20 protein-coding genes and 1 pseudogene are annotated in these 17771 nt (G+C 73.9%); 6 read left to right on the top strand and 15 right to left on the bottom strand.

Annotated elements, in window-relative coordinates:
* The first annotated feature begins 479 nt into the window (after positions 1-479).
* Complete coding sequence (locus tag RMN56_RS04405; RefSeq protein WP_313722560.1) at positions 480-1655, top strand: tyrosine-type recombinase/integrase; 1176 nt, start codon at positions 480-482, stop codon at positions 1653-1655.
* Between the two features lie 101 nt (positions 1656-1756).
* Entirely contained in the window at positions 1757-2938 is a 1182-nt protein-coding gene (locus RMN56_RS04410) for an aminotransferase class V-fold PLP-dependent enzyme (RefSeq protein ID WP_313722561.1), read from the top strand.
* Here the strand turns inward: RMN56_RS04410 and RMN56_RS04415 are convergent.
* Complete coding sequence (locus tag RMN56_RS04415; protein ID WP_313724647.1) at positions 2872-3540, bottom strand: murein hydrolase activator EnvC family protein; 669 nt, start codon at positions 3538-3540, stop codon at positions 2872-2874. The two genes, RMN56_RS04410 and RMN56_RS04415, sit on opposite strands and share 67 nt — an antisense overlap.
* A gap of 236 nt (positions 3541-3776) precedes the next feature.
* Between RMN56_RS04415 and RMN56_RS04420 the strand changes: the two genes are divergently transcribed.
* The 3 genes and pseudogenes from RMN56_RS04420 to RMN56_RS04430 all read left to right on the top strand — a co-directional run bounded on the left by RMN56_RS04420 (position 3777) and on the right by RMN56_RS04430 (position 5553).
* The gene (locus tag RMN56_RS04420) at positions 3777-4427 is read left to right on the top strand and encodes a methyltransferase (protein WP_313722562.1); all 651 of its coding nucleotides are present in this window, start codon (positions 3777-3779) and stop codon (positions 4425-4427) included.
* A 20-nt stretch (positions 4428-4447) separates the two neighbouring features.
* Positions 4448-5061, top strand: a pseudogene (locus tag RMN56_RS04425) (molybdopterin-dependent oxidoreductase); the annotation flags it as partial.
* A gap of 168 nt (positions 5062-5229) precedes the next feature.
* A complete protein-coding gene (locus RMN56_RS04430) occupies positions 5230-5553 on the top strand; it encodes a molybdopterin-binding protein (protein WP_313724648.1) in 324 nt (107 codons plus the stop codon).
* 57 nt (positions 5554-5610) lie between these two features.
* On the opposite strand, the gene RMN56_RS04435 is transcribed toward RMN56_RS04430, so the two are convergent.
* The 12 genes from RMN56_RS04435 to proS all read right to left on the bottom strand — a co-directional run bounded on the left by RMN56_RS04435 (position 5611) and on the right by proS (position 13948).
* The gene (locus RMN56_RS04435; protein WP_007075222.1) at positions 5611-5934 is read right to left on the bottom strand and encodes a DUF2469 domain-containing protein; all 324 of its coding nucleotides are present in this window, start codon (positions 5932-5934) and stop codon (positions 5611-5613) included.
* Positions 5931-6791: a ribonuclease HII gene (locus RMN56_RS04440; protein ID WP_313722563.1), complete on the bottom strand. Its 861-nt coding sequence runs from the start codon at positions 6789-6791 to the stop codon at positions 5931-5933. Before RMN56_RS04440 ends, RMN56_RS04435 begins: the two co-directional genes overlap by 4 nt.
* On the bottom strand, positions 6785-7252 hold the full coding sequence (locus tag RMN56_RS04445; RefSeq protein WP_313722564.1) for an NUDIX hydrolase: 468 nt from the start codon (positions 7250-7252) through the stop codon (positions 6785-6787). The genes RMN56_RS04440 and RMN56_RS04445 overlap by 7 nt, the downstream gene beginning before the upstream one ends.
* Before the next feature lie 87 nt (positions 7253-7339).
* Positions 7340-7972 carry a signal peptidase I gene (gene lepB / locus RMN56_RS04450; RefSeq protein WP_313722565.1) on the bottom strand — a complete coding sequence of 211 codons (633 nt, stop codon included), beginning with the start codon at positions 7970-7972 and terminating at the stop codon, positions 7340-7342.
* A complete protein-coding gene (gene lepB / locus RMN56_RS04455) occupies positions 7969-8847 on the bottom strand; it encodes a signal peptidase I (protein WP_313722566.1) in 879 nt (292 codons plus the stop codon). The genes lepB (RMN56_RS04450) and lepB (RMN56_RS04455) overlap by 4 nt, the downstream gene beginning before the upstream one ends.
* A gap of 193 nt (positions 8848-9040) precedes the next feature.
* Complete coding sequence (gene rplS / locus RMN56_RS04460; RefSeq protein ID WP_262281412.1) at positions 9041-9400, bottom strand: 50S ribosomal protein L19; 360 nt, start codon at positions 9398-9400, stop codon at positions 9041-9043.
* A 143-nt stretch (positions 9401-9543) separates the two neighbouring features.
* Positions 9544-10332, bottom strand: coding sequence for a tRNA (guanosine(37)-N1)-methyltransferase TrmD (gene trmD, locus RMN56_RS04465; protein ID WP_313722567.1), 789 nt, complete (start codon positions 10330-10332; stop codon positions 9544-9546).
* Positions 10333-10348: 16 nt separating this feature from the next.
* Complete coding sequence (gene rimM / locus RMN56_RS04470) at positions 10349-10891, bottom strand: ribosome maturation factor RimM (protein ID WP_313722568.1); 543 nt, start codon at positions 10889-10891, stop codon at positions 10349-10351.
* A complete protein-coding gene (locus tag RMN56_RS04475) occupies positions 10891-11151 on the bottom strand; it encodes an RNA-binding protein (RefSeq protein WP_030500803.1) in 261 nt (86 codons plus the stop codon). The genes rimM and RMN56_RS04475 overlap by 1 nt, the downstream gene beginning before the upstream one ends.
* A complete protein-coding gene (gene rpsP, locus RMN56_RS04480) occupies positions 11126-11578 on the bottom strand; it encodes a 30S ribosomal protein S16 (RefSeq protein ID WP_313722569.1) in 453 nt (150 codons plus the stop codon). The genes RMN56_RS04475 and rpsP overlap by 26 nt, the downstream gene beginning before the upstream one ends.
* 242 nt (positions 11579-11820) lie before the next feature.
* Positions 11821-12468 carry a ribonuclease FAU-1 family protein gene (locus RMN56_RS04485; protein ID WP_313722570.1) on the bottom strand — a complete coding sequence of 216 codons (648 nt, stop codon included), beginning with the start codon at positions 12466-12468 and terminating at the stop codon, positions 11821-11823.
* A gap of 73 nt (positions 12469-12541) precedes the next feature.
* A complete protein-coding gene (gene proS / locus RMN56_RS04490) occupies positions 12542-13948 on the bottom strand; it encodes a proline--tRNA ligase (RefSeq protein WP_313722571.1) in 1407 nt (468 codons plus the stop codon).
* Positions 13949-14040: 92 nt separating this feature from the next.
* On the opposite strand from proS, the gene RMN56_RS04495 reads away from it, so the two are divergent.
* Complete coding sequence (locus RMN56_RS04495) at positions 14041-14739, top strand: TetR/AcrR family transcriptional regulator (RefSeq protein ID WP_313722572.1); 699 nt, start codon at positions 14041-14043, stop codon at positions 14737-14739.
* Positions 14740-14820: 81 nt separating this feature from the next.
* Here RMN56_RS04495 and RMN56_RS04500 read toward each other — a convergent pair whose 3' ends face one another.
* Together RMN56_RS04500 and ffh are read right to left on the bottom strand one after the other, a co-directional pair.
* Positions 14821-15900, bottom strand: a complete 1080-nt coding sequence (locus tag RMN56_RS04500; RefSeq protein ID WP_313722573.1) for an amidohydrolase family protein — start codon at positions 15898-15900, stop codon at positions 14821-14823.
* 103 nt (positions 15901-16003) lie between these two features.
* Positions 16004-17557 (bottom strand): signal recognition particle protein, encoded by a 1554-nt coding sequence (gene ffh / locus RMN56_RS04505; protein WP_313722574.1) that lies wholly within the window; start codon positions 17555-17557, stop codon positions 16004-16006.
* Between the last annotated feature and the right edge of the window lie 214 nt (positions 17558-17771).

The following is a 17771-nucleotide window of genomic DNA, read 5'->3' on the forward strand; positions in this document are numbered from 1 at the left end:
CCGGACGCCCCAGCGCCCGGCCGCCCGCCGTGACGGGGTGTCGGCACCCGTGGGCAACGCCGCCGTTCGCCCGACGCGACCCGGGAACGTTGCCACTGTCCTGTTCGTAGGAACAGTTTCCCCTGTCCAGGCCCAGGTCAGCCACCCCGAACGGCGCGCCGCGTCAGGTCCGGTTTCCGGCGCGCTGCCGACCGGACCGCCCGCCCCGCCGACCGTCGATGCGCTCCGGCGCCGGGGCGGGTGGTCGGCCGCCACGGGCCCGCCGCTCTCACGCCCGGCGGCGCTCGGCCGCCACCAGCCCGCCGCTCTCACGCCGGAGCGGCGGTGGGACGCCACCGGCCGGCCGCACTGGCGCCGGAGCGCTGGTGGGCCGCCACCGGCCCGCGCCCGTACGCTGAACCGGTGTCTCCCGACCGCCCGTCCACCACGCCGGAGCGCCCCGGGTGCCCCCGGTGCCGGCCAGCCCGCCGGAGTCCCCGATGACGGACCGCCGGCGGGGCACGCGGGCGGTCCACGAGGCGCTCCCGGCCCCCATGCGGGAGGCGGTGGACGACTTCGCCGACCACCTGGCCCGGGTGCGCAACCGGTCCGCGCACACCGTGCGGGCGTACGTGACCGACCTCGTGTCGCTGCTCGACCACGCGGTGCGGATGGGGTGCACCGACCTGTCCGAGCTGGACCTGACCGTGCTGCGGAGCTGGCTGGCGAAGCAGCGGACGGTTGGCGCGGCCCGGACGTCGCTGGCCCGGCGGGCCGCCGCCGCCCGCACGTTCAGCGCCTGGGCGCACCGGGCCGGCCTGCTGGCCGGCGACGTGGCCGCGCCGCTGGCCAGTCCTCGGGCGCACCGCGAGCTGCCCACCGTCCTGCGGGCCGACCAGGCCGCCGCGCTCATGGACGCCCCGGACCGGAGCCGGACCCCCACGCCGACCGACGCCGGACACCCCCGCGACAGGGACGAGACCGGGCCCGGGAGCGGGCACGCCACGCCGACCCGGGACCGGGTCGACGCGCCGCCCGGTAGCGGAGACAGCAGTCCGGCCGGGGACGAGCACCACGCGCGGCCCCGGGAAGACGACGTCGCACCGGCCGCCGGCCGGAACGTCGCGACGGCGGGCCGTGCCAGCGTGCCGGCTGCTGCCGGCGAGCCCGATCCGGTGCTGCTGCGGGACCGCCTGCTGCTGGAACTGCTCTACGGCACCGGGGTACGGATCAGCGAGGCTTGCGGCCTGGATGTCACCGACGTCGACCAGGGCCGCCGGGTGGTACGCGTGCTCGGCAAGGGCGGGCGCGAACGGGCCGTGCCCTACGGGGTGCCCGCGCAGCGGGCCCTGGACGCCTGGCTCACCCAGGGCCGGCCCGCCCTGGCGGCGCCCCGCTCGGACCGCGCGCTGCTGCTCGGGGCCCGGGGCGGCCGGCTCAACCCGACCACGGCACGCCGGATCGTCGCCGGGTACGCCGAGGCCGCCGGCCTGCCGCGGGTGACCCCGCACGGGCTGCGGCACTCGGCCGCCACCCACCTGCTGGAGGGCGGCGCGGACCTGCGCGCCGTGCAGGAGCTGCTGGGGCACTCCTCGCTGGCCAGCACACAGATCTACACCCACGTGTCGGTGGAGCGGCTGCGGGCGGCGTACCGGCAGGCGCATCCGCGAGCCTGACCGCCTCTTCAGCGGCGACACGGGCCGGCCGACGGCCGGCGTGGGCCCGCGCCTGGGCGGAAGCGGCGGGCTGATGATCCACGGCGGGCTACGATCGCCCGATGACGGTTCCGCAGCCGCCCGAGCCGATCCCCGGGGCTCGGCTGCTCTTCTCCCTCGACCCGTCGGTCAGCCACCTCAACCACGGATCGTTCGGCGCCGTCCCGATCGCCGTGCAGCGCGCCCAGCAGCGCCTGCGCGACGAGATGGAGGCCAACCCGCTCCGCTTCTTCACCCAGGGTCTGGTGGACCGGATCGCCCACACCCGGCGGCACCTCGCCGCCTTCCTCGGCGCGGATCCGGAGGGCACGGCCCTGGTCGGCAACGCCACCGCGGGCGCCGCCATCGTGCTCCAGTCGCTCGGGCTGGGTCCCGGCGACGAGGTGGTGACCACCGATCACGGGTACGGGGCGGTCGGCTTCTCGGTGGAGCGGGAGTGTGCCCGGACCGGGGCGGTGTCGCGGGTGCTGCCCGTGCCGCTGACCGCGACCGACGAGGAGGTGGTGGAGATCGTCCGGGCCGGGCTGCGCCCGGGGCGGACCAAGCTGCTGATCGTCGACCAGATCACCTCGCCGACGGCCCGGCTCTTCCCGACCGCGGCGATCGTCGGGGTGGCCCGGGAGCACGGGGTGCCGGTGCTGGTCGACGCCGCGCACGCCCCGGGCATGCTGCCGACCACGGTGGCCTCGGTCGGCGCCGACTTCTGGGTCGGCAACCTGCACAAGTGGGCGTACGCGCCGCGCGGCACCGCCGCGCTGGTGGTGGCCGAGCGGTGGCGGGAGCGGATCCAACCGCTGGTCGTCTCCTGGGAGCAGGGCAGCGGGTTCCCCACCCGGGTGGAGTGGCAGGCGACCCTCGACTACACCGGCTGGCTGGCCGCCCCGGTCGGCCTGTTCACGCTGCGCAGCCTCGGCCTGGACCGGGTGCGGGCGCACAACGCGGCGCTGGCCGCGTACGGGCAACGGGTGGTCGGGGACGCGCTCGGGGTGGCGCCCGAAGACCTGCCGGAGCCCGGCGGACCGACGGTCGCCATGCGGCTGATCCCGCTGCCGCCCGGCCTCGCCACGACGATCGACGCGGCGCGGGACCTGCGGGCCCGCATCGCCGACCGGCTCTCGGTCGAGGTGTCCACGGCCGGCTGGAACGGTCGTGGCTACCTGCGCCTGTGCGGCCAGGTCTACAACACGCCGGACGAGTACGACCGGCTGGCCCTCCGGCTGCCTACGCTGCTCGCCCAGGGCTGAGCGGCGGGCCCGGCGGGCGGCGGATCGAGCGGGAGCAGCCGGACCGGGCCGAGCCCGAGCAGGGCGAGCGGGTCCAGGTACTCCTCGCCCCGGCGCAGCCCCCAGTGCAGGCACGCCGCCGCCACGCAGCCGGGGTGCCCCGCGGTCAGCAGGCCGATCGGGGTGCCGGCGGCGACGCGGGCGCCGGCCGCCGGGCCGGGGAGGACCGGCTCGTAGGTGGTGCGCAGCCCGTCGGCGTGCCCGACGGTGACCACCGGCCGTCCGGCCACCATGCCGGCGAAGAGGACCACCCCGGCGCCCGCCGAGCGGACCTCGGCGCCCGAGGTGGCGGCCAGGTCCACGCCCCGGTGCCCGGGCAGCCAGGGCTCCGGCGGCGGGTCGAACCGGCGCGCGACGCGCGGCGTGCCGGCCAGCGGCCAGCGGAACCGCCCCGCCGGCACCCCGGCCACCGAGGCCCCGGACCGGCCCGGCGACGGCACCGCGGCAGGTCGCGCCACCGCACCCATCCCCGGGCCGGAGGACGGCGACACGGCAGTCGGCCGGACCACCGCCACCACACCGGAACCGGCCGGTGACACGGCAGGCGGCCGGGCCGCCGCCATCACAGCGGCACCGGACGGCGCCGGACGAGAGGCCGGCAGGGTCGAGGCCACGAGCAGCACGATCACGAGGGCCACGCGGCGCCGGTTCGACAGGTTCGACACACCACGGCACTCTGCCGGCCCCGCTCCACGCCCGCGACCACACGACGACCGCCACTGTGGACAGCGAGCCACCTGTGGACACACCCCCACCGTCGGGACAGATCTGCTACCGGCGTGCCCCCTATGCTGGCCGCGTGACGAAGGACTGGTACGCCTGGCACACCGACTACGACCAGCCCGATTCCTCCCTGTCCCGGCGGCTCGCCGAGCTGCGGGACCGCATCGCCGACGCGCTGGACGGCGCGCCGCCCGGTCCGCTGCGGGCGATCAGCCTGTGCGCCGGGCAGGGGCGGGACCTGATCCCGGTGCTCGCCGACCATCCGCGCGGCCGGGACGTGACGGCCCGCTTCGTGGAGCTGGACCCGCGCAACGCCGAGGTGGCCCGGCGCGCCGCCGCCGAGGCGGGCCTGACCGGCGTGGAGGTGGTCGTCGGGGACGCCGCGTCGCCCGACCGGTACGCCGACCTCGTGCCGGCGGACCTCGTCCTGGTCTGCGGCGTCTTCGGCAACATCACCGACGCCGACATCCGGGCCACCGTGCGGCACTGCGCCTCGCTCTGCGCCACCGGCGGCACGGTCTTCTGGACCCGGCACCGCGGCGAACCGGACCTGGTGCCCGCCATCTGCGACTGGTTCGCCGAGGAGGGCTTCACGCCGGTCGCGGTGACCAGCCCGGCCGACCGGGTCGGCGTCGGCGTGCACCGCTTCAACGGCCGGCCCCGCCCGCTGGAGCGCGGCGCAGCGATGTTCGAGTTCATCGGCTACGACCGCCTCACCCACCCCTGACCAGGCCGAGGAGCTGCGAGATGACCACCGTGGACGACGTGAGCCGGCCCTCCCGGGTCGCCGGCCCGGACGAGGCGATCAGCGCCGAGGAACTCCAGTTGGCCGCGCGCAACCACGGCATCCCGCTGGAGGCACTGCGCTACGACGTGACCCCGGCCGGGCTGCACTACCTGCTCATCCACTACGACATCCCGGACGTCGACCCGGCGGCGCACGCGCTGACGGTGGGCGGCGCGGTCGCGCGTCCGCTCCGCCTCGACCTGGCGGCGCTGCGGGAGCGGCCCCGGGTCACCCACCGGGTGACGCTGGAGTGCGCGGGGAACGGCCGGGCGCTGCTGCACCCCCGCCCGGTCAGCCAGCCGTGGCTGGTGGAGGCGGTGGGCAACGCCGAGTGGACCGGCACCCCGCTGGCCCCGCTGCTCCGCGAGGCCGGGTTGGCGGCCGACGCGGTGGACGTGGTCTTCACCGGCGCGGACCACGGGGTGGAGCGCGGCGTCGAGCAGGACTACCAGCGGGCGCTGCCGGTCGCGGACGCGCTGCGCGAGGAGGTGCTGCTGGCGTACGAGATGAACGGGCTCCCCTGTTGCCGCAGCACGGTGCGCCGCTGCGGCTGATCGTGCCGGGCTGGTACGGCATGGCGCACGTCAAGTGGCTGCGCGACATCCGGGTACTGACCGAGCCGTTCGACGGCTACCAGAACGCGGTGGCGTACCGGCTGCGGCAGGACGCCGACGACCCCGGCGTGCCGGTGACCCGGATCGAGCCCCGCGCGCTGGTCCGCCCGCCGGGCTTCCCTGACTTCATGTCGCGCACCCGGGTGCTGCGGCCCGGGCCGTGCACGGTGGACGGTCGGGCCTGGTCGGGGCACGCCCCGGTGACGGCGGTCGAGGTGACCTTCGACGGGGGCACGACGTGGGTGCCGGCGACCCTGGACGAGCCCACCGGGGGTGAGTGGGCGTGGCGGCGGTGGCAGGTGTCGTGGCGGGCGACGCCGGGGCGGCACGTGCTGGGTGCCCGGGCGGTCGACGCCTCCCGGCGGACCCAGCCGGTGGAGCAGCCGTGGAACCGGGGCGGGTTCGCGAACAACCTGGTGCAGCGGGTCGAGGTGGTCGTGCTGGCGGAGTGATCCGCCTCGGGCGGTCGGCCGGGCCTTCGGGCCCGCCGGCCGCCGGGAGGGCTGGTGTCAGCCGCCGAATCCGGAATCTGCGGGAAGCGAGATGTCGGGCTTTTCGAGCTCTTCCACATTGACGTCCTTGAACGTCATCACGCGGACATTCTTGACGAAACGGGCGGGGCGGTACATGTCCCACACCCACGCGTCGTGCATCTCGACCTCGAAGTAGACCTCGCCGTCCGAGTTACGCACGTGCAGGTCGACCTGGTTCGCCAGGTAGAAGCGGCGCTCGGTCTCCACCACGTAGGAGAATTGGCGGACAATGTCGCGGTACTCCCGATAGAGCTGCAGCTCCATCTCGGTTTCATACTTCTCGAGATCTTCCGCGCTCATCGCACTCCGCCTTCCATGACCACATCTTCCCCCACCGACGCCGGAGGTCGCGGCTGCTCGCCCAACGCCACGCCGACGGTACCCCCTGCCGCGTCGGAGCGCTCCATCGGCTCGTCCGGACCGTCGTCGAACGCCCCGTCCGGAGCGCCGAAGAGCACCTCGTCCGGGCTGCCGGCAGCCGGCCGGCGGGACCGGGGCGGCCGGCCGTCCCGCCCCGACACCGTGGCCACGTTCACATACGAGAAGCGGTGCTCCCGGCAGGGCCCCCGCTCGCGCAGCGCGGCGCTGTGCTCGGGAGTGATGTAGCCCTTGTGCTCGGCGAAGCCGTAGCCCGGGTGCCGCTCGTCCAGTTCCACCATGATCCGGTCCCGGGTGACCTTGGCGAGCACGCTCGCCGCCGCCACGCAGGCGGCCACCCGGTCCCCCTTCCAGACCGCCAGACCGGGCACGTCCAGCCCGTCCACGCCGAAGCCGTCGGTCAGCACGTATTCCGGGCGGGTGGTCAGCGAGGCGAGCGCCCGGCGCATGGCGGCCAGGTTGCACACGTGCAGCCCGCGCGCGTCGACCTCCTCGGCGGGGATGACCACCACCGCGTACGCCAGGGCCCGCGCCACGACCTCCTCGTAGACCCGTTCCCGGGCCGCCGGGGTGAGCAGCTTGGAGTCGGCCAGCTCGTCGATCTCGCCGCGCCGCCCCTCGGGCAGCACCGCGGCGGCGGCCACCAGCGGCCCGGCGCAGGCCCCCCGGCCGGCCTCGTCGGCGCCGGCCACGTGCCGGAAGCCGCGGCGTTGCAGCGCCCGCTCCAGCGCGTAGAGGCCGCCGTCGCGGCGCACCACGGTGCGCGGCGGGGTCAGCACGGGACACCCCCGGCGAGCGCCCGGGCGAGCCGGTCCGCCAGGTCCGGCGGGTAGTAGCGCTCGGTCGTGGCGGCCAGCTCGCCGGCCGACCACCAGCGGTGGCCGTGCACGCTGACCTGCTCGACCTCGTCGAAGCCGGCCGTGTCGACCGCCCAGGTCGGCACCCGGAACAGGAAGAACTCCTGCTCCTGCCGGTACCAGACCCCGTCGAACGGGAACTCGACCGTCTCCGCCCAGACCGGGGCGCCCAGCTCGGCCGGGGCGAGCCGCAGCCCGGTCTCCTCGGCCAACTCCCGTGCCGCGCCCTCGGCCGGGCTCTCCCCCGGGTCGAGGCCGCCGCCGGGGGTGAACCAGTAGCGGTGATCCGGCCGGGCCGGGTCACTGCCCTCGAACAGCAGCACCCGGTCGGACGCGTCGACGAGCAGCACCCGGGCCGCGCGACGAGGGGTGTAGACGGTCACCGCACAAGCCTGCCAGACGCCTCCGACGAACGCCCACGCCCTCCGGCTCTCCGGGGGCGGGCGTGCTCACCGTGGCGGGCCGACAAGTCAGGGGTTGGGGATGCCGTCGAACTGGTCCGGCACGCTGAGCCAGGTCGCCCGGCCGACCGGCCAGAAGATCGTGAAGGCCCGCCCGATCACCTGGTCCTCCGGGATGGTGGCCTCGGTGATGTCCTCGCCGGACTGCTGCCAGTGCTCCAGCGAGTCCCCCGAGGCCTCCCGGTGGTCACCCATCACCCAGAGCCGGCCCTTCGGCACGGTGACGTCGAAATCCTGGTCGGCGGGCTTGTTGCCGGGGAAGATGAACGGCTCGTCGATCGGCTTGCCGTTGATGATCAGCCGCTCCTGCGGGCCGGTGCGGTCGCAGCAGACCACGTGGTCCCCGCCGACACCGATCACACGCTTGATGAAGTCCTCGCCCTGCGGGTTGCCGCTCCACTCGGTGGGCGCCTTGAACACGATCACCTCGCCGCGGTGCGGCGAGCGGAAGTCGTACACCAGCTTGTTGACCAGCACCCGATCGTCGATTTTGAGGGTGTTCTCCATCGACGGCGAGGGGATGAAGAAGGTCTGCAGCACGAAGGCACGAACCAGCACTGCGACCAGGATCGCCACGCCCAGGAGGATGGGCAGCTCCTTCCAGAAGGAACTGCGCGGCTTCTCGGTCTGCTCGTCAATCACGGGTGGAGCCTACGTCCCCGGCCCCGGCGCAGTCGCCCCGAACGCGCGAGAACGGAGAGCGCGGCCGTGACCGGGAGGATCAGCACGACGCCGCCCACCGGGTCGGGATCCACCGGGCCCGGCCCGGCCGGCGCGGCGGTCGGCTGCGGCAGGTCGTCGAAGGTGCCCGGGACCGGCAGCGTGGTCCACCGCTGGGACGGCCAGACGATCATGAAGGCCCGGCCGACCACGTTGTCGATCGGCACCGGGCCCTGGCACCGGGCGTCCTGGGAGACCAGCCGGTGGTCGCCCATCACGAAGATCTGCCCCGGCGGCACGACGATCTCGGTGAACTGCCGGGAGCGGCACTCCTTCGGGTTCGGCGGCAGCTCGACCGGCGAGTCCTCGGAGACGTAGCCCTGCTCCTCCAGCGGCACGCCGTTGACCACGACCCGGCCCTTGTCGCAGCACCAGACCCGGTCACCGGGCACCCCGATGACCCGCTTGATGAAGTCCTTCTCGCCGGGCCGGCTGATGCCGACCAGGTCACCGAGGGTGCGGCCGACCTTGCCGGCGAAGTTCGTCGGCGGGGCGGGCGCCTCCTGGGCGACCCACCGGTCGGTGCCCCGGAACACGACCACCTCGCCGCGGACCGGGTCGCGGACGTCGTAGACGACCTTGTTGACCAGCACCCGGTCGCCGACGAGCAGGGTGTTCTCCATCGACCCGGACGGGATGAAGAACGCCTGGAGCAGGAAGGTGCGGATCAGCACCGCGAGGCAGAAGGCGACGACGAGGAGCAGGGGCAGTTCCTGCCACAGCGGCATCTGCCGGCGGGTGCGCCGCCGTCTGCGCCACGGGTCGACGGTGCCGTCCTCGTCAAGCATCTGCACCATGCCACTCTCCGGTCCGCGGAAACGACACTACCGCCCGGGAGTCTCCTGTAGAGACCCCACGGGCGGTAGTGGACCGCTGTGACACCGCGTCGAGTGGGCGCGGCGCGCCGTCCCCCGGCGCCCGTACGACCAGGGTAATGCGCTCCGGTCGATACGACATCCGCACAGGTCAGGCGGCGTGGCGAGGGGAAATTCAGCTCGCCGGCTGCTTCTCGCGCAGCTCCTTGATCTTGGCCTTCTTGCCCCGCAGCTCACGCAGGTAGTAGAGCTTGGCGCGCCGCACGTCACCGCGGGTCACGACCTCGATCCGGTCGAGGGCCGGGCTGTTCAGCGGGTAGGTGCGCTCCACACCCACACCGAAGCTGATCTTGCGGACCGAGAAGGTCTCGCGCAGACCGTCACCCTGGCGGCGGATGACGACGCCCTGGAAGATCTGGACCCGGGACCGGTTGCCCTCGACGACCCGCGCGTGCACCTTCACGGTGTCACCGGCGCGGAAGTCGGGCAGGTCAACGCGCTTCGACTGGGCGTCAAGGGCGTCCAGGATGTTCATCGCTGCGTCCTCGTGAGGCTCACGGCGCATCGTCAGTCGATGCGCGGATGGGTGATTCTGACCCCCTGGTGGTGGCCGGCGACGCCGACCCCGGTCGAGGGTCCTCGCATCCGTCCACGGCGTGGACGGAAGCGGCAACCCCTCTACTTTGCCACATCACCCGGCCGGGGCTGAAATCCACCCCGGTCCAGGACCGCCCGGTCCCGCTTGTCCAGGCTCTCCGGCGGCAGCGCGGCGATCATGTCGGGGCGGCGGGCCGCCGTCCGCAGCAGCGCCTCGTCGCGCCGCCAGCGGGCGATCTTCCCGTGGTCGCCGGAGCGGAGCACCTCGGGCACCTCGTGCCCGCGCCACTCCGCCGGCTTCGTGTACATGGGGGCTTCCAGCAGCCCGTGGGCGTGCGACTCCTCGTCCAGCGAGCCGGCGTTGCCGAGCACCCCGGGCAGCAGCCGGGTGACCGCCTCCAGGATGACCAGCACGGCCACCTCGCCGCCGAAGAGCACGTAGTCGCCCAGCGAGACCTCGGTCACCCGCATCCGGGTCGCCGCGTGGTCGAGCACCCGCTGGTCGATGCCCTCGTAGCGGCCGCAGGCGAACAGCAGGTGCGACTCGGCGGCCAGCTCGTGGGCCATGGCCTGGGTGAACGGGACGCCCGCCGGCGACGGGACGAGCAGCCGGGGCAGGGTGTGCCCGTCCGGGCTCAGCTCGTCGGGGGCCAGGGCGTCGAGGGCCTCGCCCCACGGCTCCGGCCGCATCACCATGCCGGGACCGCCGCCGTAGGGGGTGTCGTCGACCGTGCGGTGCACGTCGTGGGTCCAGGTCCGCAGATCGTGTACGGCCAGCCGCAGCATGCCGCCCGCGCGTGCCTTGCCGATCAGCGACAGGTCCAGCGGGGCGAAGTACTCGGGGAAGATCGACACGATGTCGACGCGCATGAGGGGGTGGCTCCAGTCAGAGGTCGAGCAGCCCGGCGGGCAGCTCCACCACCACGCGTCCGCCCGCGACGTCGACCTCGGGGACGATCGCCTTGACGAACGGGATGAGCGCGGTGCGGCCCTCGGGGCGCCGCAGCACCAGCAGGTCGGAGGCGGGGGCGTGGTCGATCCGGGCCACCTCGCCCAGCCGCTCGCCGGCCGGGGTCACCACGGCGAGCCCGACCAGCTGGTGGTCGAGGAACTCCTCCGGGTCCTCCGGCGGAGCGACGTCGGCGCTGTCCACGCCGAGCAGGGTGCCGCGCAGCGCCTCGGCGACGTCGCGGTCCAGCACGCCCTCGAAGACGACCAGCAGCCGTTCCTGGTGCCAGCGGGCGGACTCGACTGTCAACTCCGCCGGCACCCGGTAGGCGCCGGGCTCCGGGGGCGCGACCGCCCCGGGTTCGGTGCGCAGCACCGCCCCCGGGGCGAATCGTGCTTCGGGCTCATCGGTCCGCACCTCCACGGTGACCTCACCGCGGATGCCGTGCGGCTTGCCGATCCGGCCGACGATGAGAAGCATCAGTACGAGTCGACGATGTCGACGCGCACCCCGCGCCCACCGATGGAGCCGATCACCTGGCGCAGCGCCTTGGCGGTCCGGCCGGACCGCCCGATCACCGTGCCGAGGTCCTCCGGGTGCACGCGGACCTCGAGCCGCTTGCCCCGGCGGGAGTCGACCATGCGCACCCGGACGTCGTCCGGGTGGTCGACGATCCCCTTGACCAGGTGCTCCAGGGCCGGACGCAGTGCCATGTCAGGCCTGCTCGCCGGACTCGGCACCGGTCTGCTCCTCGGCCTTCGGCGCCTCGGCGGCCGGGGCCTGGGCCTTGGCGGCCTTCTTGGCCGGGGCCGGGGTGTCCGCCACGCCGGCGGCGGCCTTCGCCTCGGCCTCGTACGCCGCCTTGCGGTCGGCCCGCTCCGCGGCGACCTTCAGCGGCGGCGGGGCCGGCAGGCCCTTGAACTTCTGCCAGTCACCGGTCAGCTCCAGCAGGCGCTGCACGGCCTCGCTCGGCTGCGCGCCGACCGACAGCCAGTACTGGACCCGCTCCGACTTGACCTCGATCACCGAAGGGTCTTCCTTCGGCTGGTACACACCGACGAACTCGATGGCGCGACCGTCACGCTTGGTGCGCGAGTCGGCGACGACGATGCGGTACTGCGGGTTGCGGATCTTGCCCATCCGCAGGAGCCGGATCTTTACGGCCACAGTTGTTTCGCTCCTGTTGCGATTTCACCGGCCCGGTACGGGCGGTGTGGCGGGTGAGCGCCGCCCGGCACAGTGGGGTTGGGCCGGAGACTGCTCGGTTAACTGGCGACGCGCCCGGGTTAGAGGGCGCCGGACGCGCGCCGGATACCAGCGACCCATTCTGCCAGATCCAACCCGGATCTCTCACACCGGACCCGGACAGCTCGCCCGGGTCGCCCACGCCGGTGACGAACGACACAGGCTCAGCGGACCGGCGGCCGGTCCCAGCCGGGCGGCAGTTCGTCCGGTACGCCCCAGTCGGCGGGCGGGGTGAAGTCGCACCAGGTGCCGTCGAAGGGGAACTCGCCGGCCTCGGCGATCCGGATCACCCGCTCCCCCTCGGCCCGGACCGCCTTCTCGTCCGGCACCCAGTAGTGCTGCGGGAAGGCCAGGCGCTCGGCGAACTCGTCCTCGTCCTTCCATTCCCAGCTCAGGTCCGGGTGGACCACCACGTCGAGGTCCTGGTCGACCATGTCGACCCCGGCCACCGTGCCGTCGTCCCAGCGGATGCCGGGCTCCTCCAGGTTCACGTACCAGTTCTTGAACCGGCCGCGGTCGTCCCGGAACCACCAGACCGAATGGGCGGCGCCGGCGGGCAGGAACTTCAACACCGGCGGCCCGTTCCAGCGCCCCTGGGCGAGCCGGTAGGACGAGGTGATCCACTCGGCGAACGGCATGGCCCGCATCCCCAGCCCCGCCTCGGTCACCTCGTGCGCCACCGGGGTGGTCCGGGCCACCCAGAGCAGCAGCCCCCGGTCGTCGTCGAGGACCACGCGGGCCGACCGGACCCAGCCGATCCGGCCGTGCCGCACGTTGCGGTGCATGATCAGCCGACCCGGTTCGAAGCGCACGTCACCACCCAGTGCTGTTAGCAGGGGCCCCCTGCTCTACCGGAGGCGTTAAGAGGGGGCCCTTCCTTACACCTCAGTAGGCGCGGGCCAGGATGGCGACCAGGTCGGGCTCGTCCTCGGAGTCCGGTACCGACCCGTCGGCCCGGAGCAGGCACCGGACGGTGACGCCCTGGCCGTTCGCCTCGGCCTCACCCTGGACGCCGACCTCCGACCACGGCACCTTGGCCCAGCCGGTGGCGGCCGCCTCGATGGCCTCGGCCAGCGTGCCGACCTCGACGGTCCGGGACTGCCGGAACGCCAGCGCCTGGTCGTGCAGCGCCTGCTGGTCCGCCTCCAGCGCGGCGAGCACCGCGCCCACCACGTCGGCGACCGGGACCGGTGCCTTCGAGCCGTCCGTACGCCGGACCACCACCGCGTTCCCGGCGGCCAGGTCGCGGGGGCCGAGCTCGACGCGCACCGGGTAGCCGCGCAGCTCGGCGTCGACCGCGCGGCGGCCGAACGCCGTGTCGGTGCGGTCGTCCAGCGCGACCCGGACGCCGGCGTCGCGCAGCGCGTCGCACAGCTTGGTCGCCGCCTCGCCGACGCCCTCGCCGTCCTTGACGATCATCACGTACGCCTGGACCGGCGCCAGCTTCGGCGGCACCCGCAGCCCGTTGTCGTCACCGTGGGCCATGATCAGGCCACCGAGCATCCGGGTCGAGGTGCCCCAGGAGGTGGTCCAGGCGTGCTCCCGGCCGCCCTCGGCCGAGGAGTAGCTGATGTCGAACGCCTTGGCGAAGTTCTGGCCCAGCTCGTGGCTGGTGCCCAGCTGGAGCGCCTTGCCGTCGCCCATCATGCCTTCGCACGTGTAGGTGGCGGTCGCGCCGGCGAAGCGCTCGCGGGCGGTCTTCAGGCCCACCACCACGGGGATGCCGAGCACGTTGACCATCAGGTCCTCGTACGCCTCGTGCAGGATCCGGCGGGCGTAGGCCCGGGCGTCCTCCCGGGTGGCGTGCGCGGTGTGGCCCTCCTGCCAGAGGAACTCGCTGGTGCGGAGGAAGATCCGGGGGCGCAGCTCCCAACGGACCACGTTCGCCCACTGGTTGAGCAGCAGCGGCAGGTCCCGGTAGGAGTCGATCCACTTGGCCATGAACTCGCCGATCACCGTCTCGCTGGTGGGGCGGACCACCACCGGCTCGGCGAGCTGCTTGCCACCACCGTGGGTGACGACGGCCAGCTCCGGCGAGAAGCCCTCGACGTGCTCGGCCTCGCGCTTGAGGTAGCTCTCGGGGATGAAGAGCGGGAAGTACGCGTTCTCCGCGCCGGCCGCCTTGATCCGGGCGTCCATCTCGGCCTGCATCCGCTCCCAGATGGCGTAGCCCGCCGGTCGGATGACCATGGTGCCCCGCACCGGGCCGTTGTCGGCCAGCTTCGCCTTGGCGATCAGGTCCTGGTACCAGCGGGGAAAGTCCTCCGCACGGGGAGTGAGCACGCGTGCCATGACCGCACATCCTATGCGCCGGGCGGGCCGCCGCTGCGCCCGGGCGTCGGCGCGCGCCGTGTCGCGCCGCCCGACCGTAGACTTCGACCACGATGGGTGAGCTTCCAGACGCCGGCGCCGGACCGCCGCGCCACGCGAAACGCGCCGAGCCGGAGGTGTCGCGCGACGGGTCACGGCGCGGCGCGGGGCACGCCGACCCGGAGGTGTCGACGCCGCGGCTGCGGGACGCGATCGTGGACGCCGCCCGCGCGCAGACGATCGCCGCGGGCTGGGACGGCGTCCGCATGGGCGGGGTGGCGCAGGCCGCCGGGGTGAGCCGGCAGACCGTCTACAACGAGTTCGGCAGCAAGGCCGGCCTGGCCGAGGCGCTCGCCCGGCGCGAGGTGGACCGCTTCGTCGGGGAGGTCCGCGCCGCCCTCGACGCGCACGGCGCCGACGTGCGGGCCGCGGCGTACGCGGCCATCCGGCACACACTCGCCGCCGCCGCGGACAACCCGCTGGTCAAGGCGATCCTGACCAGCGCCCGGGGCGGCTCCGACGAGTTGCTGCCCTACCTGACCACCCGGTCCGAGCTGGTGCTCGCCGAGTCGTCCGCGGCCCTGCTGGAGTGGGCCGACCGGCACCTGCCGGACGGCGATCGTGCGGCCCGGGCCTTCGCCGCCGACACGATCGTCCGCCTGGTGGTCAGCCACATCGTGCTCCCCCGGTCGCCGGTCGACGACACCGCCGACCAACTGGCGACCCTGGCCCTCCACCTCTTCCGCAGCGCCGCCACCCGCCCAGCGGGTTGATCAAGAGGTTTGCGTCAGGAATGCCCGGTCCGCTGACGCAAACTTCTTGATCAACGAGGAGAGCGAGTAGAGCGCAGGCGCTCAGCGCAGGACGCGGCCGCGCAGGACGATGCGGGACGGGGCGCGGACCACACGCAGGTCGCGGCGGGGGTCCTCCGGGTAGACGGTCAGGTCGGCCAGGCCGCCCTCGACCAGGCCGGGGAAGCCGAGCCACTCGCGGGCCCGCCAGGAGGCGGCGGCGAGCACGTCCTCGGCGGACATCCCGGCCTGCTCGTGCAGGAGCAGCATCTCCTCGGCGGCCAGCCCGTGGTCGATGCCGCCGCCCGCGTCGGTGCCCACGTAGATCGGCACCCCCGCCTCGTGCGCGGCGCGGACCACCTCGGGGAACCGGTCGCGCAGGGCGAGCATGTGGTCGGCGTACCCGGGGAACTTCGCGCGGGCCTGCTCGGCGATGTGACCGAAGGTACGGATGTTGATCATCGTGGGCACCAGCGCGGTGCCCTGCCGGGCCATCAGGTCGACGAGGTCGAGGCTCAGCCCGGTGCCGTGCTCCACCGAGTCCACCCCGGCCCGCACCATGATCTCCACGGCCGACTCGGAGAAGGTGTGCACGGCCGCGCGCGCACCGGCGGCGTGCGCCGCGGCGACCGCGGCGGTCATCGTGTCGGCGTCCCAGGCCGGCGCCAGGTCACCGACCCCGCGGTCGATCCAGTCGCCGACCAGCTTGACCCAGCCGTTGCCGGCGGCGGCCTGCGCGGCCACCGTCGCGGCCACCTCGGCCGCGCCGACCTCCACCCCGATGTCGCGCAGGTAGCGCTTCGGCGGCGCGACGTGCCGGCCGGCGCGGGCCAGTCGCGGCAGGTCCGGCTCGTCGTCGAGTTCCGGGTACGGGTAGGGCGAACCGGCGTCACGGATGGCCAGCACGCCGGCGTCCCGGTCGGTGCGGGCCAGCTCGCGGGCCTGGCCGAGGGAGGTGATCGGGGCGCCGCCGCGGGCGATGCCGATGTGGCAGTGGGCGTCGGTCAGGCCGGGCAGCACGAAGCCGCCGTCGACGACCGTCTCGGCGCCGGGCACCGGTTCGAAGGTGACCCGGTCGCCGACCAACCAGACGTCCCGGACCTCGTCGTCCGGCAGGAGCACACCGCGCACATGCAGAGCCATGTGCACAGTCCTACCCGATCACTCCCGCGAGCGCGTCACGAGCCCGCCGCGATACGCCGACGGCCCCGCCCCCGGGAGGGGACGGGACCGTCACCGACACGCGTCAGCGCGGGCCCTTGTCGCCGCCCTTGCCGAGCTTGTTGAAGTCGATCTTCGGCAGCTTGAAGCCCGGCGGCAGGCCCTGGCCGCCGGCCAGGTCGCCCGGGTCGAGGCCCGGCGGGAGCTGCGGCATGCCGCCCGGGAAGCCGCCCGGCACCCCGGCGCCGGTGCGCGGCCGCCCGCCGCCCTTGGTGCCCTTGCGCTTGTTCTTCGGCGACTTGGTCGCCTTGCGCCGGCCGCCGCCGGGCAGGCCCATCATGCCGCCCATCTGCTTCATCATCTTCTGCGCTTCGACGAAGCGGTTGAGCAGCTGGTTGACGTCCATCACGGTGACGCCGGAGCCGTTGGCGATGCGGGCGCGGCGGGAACCGTTGATGATCTTCGGGGTGGTGCGCTCGGCCGGGGTCATCGACCGGATGATCGCGGTGACCCGGTCGAAGTGCTTGTCGTCCAGCTCGGCGAGCTGGTCCTTCATCTGCCCCATGCCGGGCATCATGGCCAGCACGTTGGCAATCGGGCCCATCCGCCGGACCGCGATGAGCTGATCGAGGAAGTCCTCCAGGGTGAACTGCTCGCCGCCCATCAGCTTGGCGGTCATCTTCTCCTTCTGATCGGCGTCGAAGGCCTGTTCGGCCTGCTCGATCAGAGTGAGGACGTCGCCCATGCCGAGGATCCGGCTGGCCATCCGGTCCGGGTGGAAGACGTCGAAGTCCTCCAGCTTCTCGCCGGTGGAGGCGAACAGGATCGGCTGCCCGGTGACCTCCCGGACGGACAGGGCGGCGCCACCGCGGGCGTCGCCGTCGAGCTTGGAGAGGACCACGCCGCTGATGCCGACGCCGTCGCGGAACGCCTCGGCCGTGCGGACCGCGTCCTGGCCGACCATGGCGTCGATGACGAAGATGACCTCGTCGGGCTGGACCGCGTCGCGGATGTCGGCGGCCTGCTGCATCATCTCGGTGTCGATGCCGAGGCGGCCGGCCGTGTCGACGATGACGATGTCCCGGGCCGCCCGCCGGGCGTGCTCGATCGAGTCGCGCGCGACCTGCACCGGGTTGCCGACGCCGTTGCCGGGCTCCGGGGCGTACACCTCGACGCCGGCGCGGCCACCGAGCACCTGGAGCTGCCCGACGGCGTTGGGGCGCTGGAGGTCGGCGGCGACCAGCAGCGGCTGGTGGCCCTGGGCCTTGAGCCAGCGGGCCAGCTTGCCGGCGAGGGTGGTCTTACCGGAACCCTGGAGGCCGGCCAGCATGATCACGGTCGGCGGGTGCTTGGCGAACTGGAGCCGCCGTCCCTCACCGCCGAGGACGTTGATCAGCTCCTCGTTGACGATCTTGATGATCTGCTGGGCCGGGTTGAGCGCCTGGGAGACCTCGGCGCTGCGCGCCCGCTCCTTGACGTTCGCGATGAAGCCCTTGACCACCGGCAGGGCGACGTCGGCCTCCAGCAGCGCCATGCGGATCTCGCGCGCGGTGGCGTCGATGTCGGCGTCGGTGAGCCGACCCTTGCCGCGGAGCTTGGTGAAGATCCCGGACAGGCGGTCACTCAAGGTGTCAAACACGCGAACATCCCGTTTGTCGTTTTCGGCAGGCACAGGGCGGCCGGGCAGGTGTCCAGCCCACCGCTAGGGTAGCCCGCCACTCGCACCCCCGCTCCGGGCCGCCCAGCCCACCACCGCACACCGAGCCTCCGCCGTGCCGCCCGCCCGCCGGCCCGCCGGCCCGGCGCGGCCGGCCGCCGAGATCTTGGACGGAAATGGCCCCCATAGGGGCCGT

It is taken from the genome of Micromonospora halotolerans (assembly GCF_032108445.1).
Classification (GTDB): Bacteria; Actinomycetota; Actinomycetes; order Mycobacteriales; family Micromonosporaceae; genus Micromonospora; species Micromonospora halotolerans.